The 3,891-nt window shown below is 52.3% G+C and carries 4 protein-coding genes; 3 read left to right on the top strand and 1 reads right to left on the bottom strand.

Going from position 1 to position 3,891, the window contains the following annotated elements; translation table 11 throughout:
• From ACFRAK_RS27245 to ACFRAK_RS27235, 3 genes are all read left to right on the top strand, one after another.
• On the top strand, nt 1-970 hold a 970-nt coding region (locus tag ACFRAK_RS27245), incomplete at its 5' end, for an NAD(P)-dependent alcohol dehydrogenase (protein WP_394572917.1).
• 139 nt (nt 971-1,109) lie between these two features.
• The gene (locus tag ACFRAK_RS27240; RefSeq protein ID WP_394572916.1) at nt 1,110-2,462 is read left to right on the top strand and encodes a helix-turn-helix domain-containing protein; all 1,353 of its coding nucleotides are present in this window, start codon (nt 1,110-1,112) and stop codon (nt 2,460-2,462) included.
• Between the two features lie 17 nt (nt 2,463-2,479).
• On the top strand, nt 2,480-2,983 hold the full coding sequence (locus ACFRAK_RS27235; protein ID WP_394572915.1) for a VOC family protein: 504 nt from the start codon (nt 2,480-2,482) through the stop codon (nt 2,981-2,983).
• Nucleotides 2,984-3,058: 75 nt separating this feature from the next.
• Here the strand turns inward: ACFRAK_RS27235 and ACFRAK_RS27230 are convergent.
• Nucleotides 3,059-3,891: hypothetical protein (locus ACFRAK_RS27230; RefSeq protein WP_394572914.1), on the bottom strand; the 833-nt coding region annotated here is incomplete at its 5' end.

Raw genomic sequence — 3,891 nt, 5'->3', positions numbered from 1 at the left:
GGCGTTGATTCAGGTATATTGTATCGGCATTTGCGGTTCGGATGTTCATTATTACGAGCATGGACGGATTGGCCGATACGAGGTGAAAGAACCGCTGATTCTCGGACATGAGCTTGCCGGCGTCGTTGTAAAGACCGGGGAGAAGGTGGCGAATGTCTCCGTTGGTGACCGCGTGGCCGTGGAGCCGGGGGTTACATGCGGACGCTGCGCTTATTGCAAAAGCGGTCGTTACAACTTATGCCCAGATGTCGTATTCATGGCGACCCCTCCGGTTGATGGGGCTTGGGCAGAATACGTAGCCGTACGCAGCGACTTTCTGTTCCACTTGCCAGATGAGATGTCCTTCGAGGAAGGCGCGTTGCTGGAGCCGTTATCCGTAGGTCTTCACGCCGTGCGCCGCGGTCGAATCCACCCGGAGGACCGGGTGCTCGTGCTTGGTCTCGGACCGATCGGCCTGCTGGCAATCGAGGCAGCCAAAATGTCTGGAGCCTCTCAGGTCTATGGCAGCGATGTGGTGGAATATCGTCGTAATCTGGCCTTACAGATGGGAGCGACGGGTGTTATCAACCCGCTGGATGAGATTGTTCCTGAGCGCTTGCATGAGTTCACTGGCGGGGGAGGCATCGATCTTATTATCGAGACTTCTGGTAACGCAGGTGCCATCGCTGATTCGATCGGCTATGTCAATCGAGGCGGCCGAATCGTATTTGTCGGTTTGCCGACGCGCGATGCGATTCCGATGGATATCGGAGCGCTAGTGGATGCGGAGCTCGATGTATTCGGCGTATTCCGTTACGCGAACACATACCCGGCGGCGATTCAGATGCTACAGAATAAGGGCAGCCGCATTCGGGATATCATCACCCACAAGTTTGCCTTGGATCAGATCGAGGAAGCCGTTGAGTTAGCCAGAACGCAGAAGGATACGAGTGTGAAGGTCATGATCTATCCTCATTCCACAGATTCATAAGAAAGTGAAACGCAGGGCTTCGAAAGGAGCCTTGTTTTTTTGTGTAATTTGATAAAAAAGTACATTTCTCATAAGAAAGAGTTTGGTATGATGACTGCATAACCCATCCACACGATGTTCGTGAAGAAAGGAATGAAAGATGCTCTCAAGTGAAACGGTTCAACGTGTGATCGATTATATGGAAGAGCATCTGGCGGAGCCGCTGACGCTTGCGCAGATAGCTGATGTGGCGGTGATGTCGGTGCCTAACTTGTATCGATGGTTTCACAGCATGACAGGGCATCCCATAAAAGAATATATACGCAAACGCAGAATCAGCGAGGCAGCAGTGAGCTTGCGACAGACCGCCTTACCCACGATCGACATCGGGTTTATGCATGGTTTTGACTCCTATCCTGCGTTCATTAGTACGTTTAAGCGACTCACCGGTCTGACTCCAGGAGCATATCGAAAATCCGAGATCGTGTACAGCTTTGAACGGCTGAATCTTGCGCAGCGAGTCACTTATCTGGAGGAGCGGGAGATCACAGAGAGATTTCCGGAAGTAAAGGTTATCCGTCTAGGACCGCACCAGGGCTGGGGATATCTCCATGTTGCTGAGCAGGAACAGGGGCTGGAGAGGGCTGCCATCGATCATTTCCAGAGCCTGCTTGCACCTCAGGGCGTAGAACTGAGTGAGCTGAAGCTGTACGGATGGCATGTAGATCTGGACGAAGGGGATAAGCCCTTCGGCTATCAGCTAATGGCGATGGATTCCCGGAAGACAGGCTGGGAACCGGCGCATCCGAGTATAGTACCCATCGAATGGTCTGGCGGCCTTTATGCCGTGACGCGTGTCCAGGCGGTGACGGAGGTGTGTATTACATCCACTTGGAACGTGCTGTTCTCCGAATGGCTGCCTCGAAGCGTGTTTGACATGAATGGAGTGCGTTTTATCGAAGAGTACGTTCTACAGAAGGAACAGATTGCGCGGATGAAGCTGTATCTACCTGTGAAGCGGAGCAAGTCGCTGCAGCAGATCAAAGTTGTGGAGCTGCCATCCGTTCAAGTCGTTTCTTTTCGGGCCGCGGGTGTGAATGCTGTGGAAGAGGCCGACGAAGCGTCTATCGCCTGGATATCTCGTCATGGGTTTGTGAATGCAAGCGATCTTCAAGTGTATATGAGCTGTGATGATGGATTGTGCGAGGATCACACGGTGTATGAGGTCATGATTACGCCGCCTGCGGATTACCACCCTGCCAGTGATGAGCAAGTTATGGAACGTGAGCTGGGCGGCGGCATTTATGCATGCCTCACTACCGGTACTTATGGCTCAATGATCGGTGTCCTTGAGGCGATGTACCGGTGGCTTGATACATCCGCTACATATGAGCCAGATGCAGATCGTTCCTGGTTCGCCAGCTATACACCTGAAGAAGATGTTGTTTCTGCCGCCGAGCAGGAACTGAAGGTCATATGCTATGTACCCGTTAAGAAGATAAGATCGAGATGATAGATGGAGGGGGAAGGATGAGCCAATCGCCTATGGAACAAGAGCTGCCCGAAGGATATCGACCTTTTACAGCACCGCGTGTGTTGAGAATGATTTATGGAGGCAAGACGACGATGGATGAATTGAAGAATCCCGTTCATGAAGCAGAAACAAGTCCGATTAAGAACAAGGTGGGGAGTATTTTCGTCCCGGTATCGGATATCGAGAAGTCACGCAGCTGGTATTGCCGGGTGCTCGCCTTACCTGAGACTGCCTGCGAGATTATGAATGGTCACTTATGTCCGCTGCCGATGAAAGGAACAGGCGTTATTCTGGACACGATGCCTCAATGGGGTGGAGATCAGCCGGGAGGCGCACCATCGATTGATACACCCGCGTTCATGCTGATGACAGATGATCTGGAAGGATCACTGCAATATATGAAGCAGCTCGGCGTCGAGATCGTAACAGAGATTGAACATGATCATTGGTTTGTCGTGAAGGATCCTGATGGTAACAAACTGATGATCTGTCGCGAGTAATGGATGGAATGGCAAAAAGACCTGTGGCATAAGTAGCCACAGGTCTTTGGCATACCTGCAATCGCCCGCATCCGATTAATCCGGACGTTCATTGCTCATCCAGCTGTCGATGTGCAGATCATCGCTATAGCTGTCTCGAGCCGAGATTTCACGCAGCTTCACCTCAGCTTCTTCACGAGATTCATACCCGCCGATGATGGCAATGAAATGGTCGCTCGCGGTCTTGATGAAGGTTACGTCGTCTTCGAGGTAGATCTCTTCTAGAATAGCGAGCGCTTCCCCTTGCGGCATCGCTTCACTGCGGATGTAGAAGACTTCGCGTGGCGTTATAGCCTCACCGGTCGAGGTGAGCTTCAGCTCAAGATATCCGGGCTCGCGAAATTCGGATACAGCATGCTTCACGCCATCCTTCAGCTCAATCACAAAGCGCATGGCTGAGTCATCGAGAATCACATTCTCATACACATCCTTCACGAGCGGTAGGTCCAGCAACTGTTGCTTGAGTGTGTCATAATCGAAGTTTCGCACCCCGTTGAAGGTAAAGATCAGGCGGTTCGGTGCCTCCCGGTGATCTATGGTATACGCAGGAACGCTGGAGACGGATTCGCCTGCTTGGGCAAAATGAATCTTAAATACATCTTCCACAGCTTCTGTGCCTACTGTGACGCCGTCGGTTCGTTCACCCCCGCCGCCGAATTGCAGAACCTGGACGATGCTGCCTACCACGGGGACTTTGGACAAGGCATTCGCAACACTCGGAATGTTAACCACGAAGAGAAAGGCAATGCCTGCGGCAATCACGGAGGAGTACCGCAGTACACGCCGGATGCGTTTCCGTACGGCGGCCTTTCGCTGTGCCGCATCGATTACGCTCGCCAGCCGAGTCGGAATATCAATCTGCTCATAGC

This window comes from Peribacillus sp. NPDC056705 (assembly GCF_043656335.1).
This window is presented reverse-complemented; position numbering and strand designations above follow the sequence as displayed.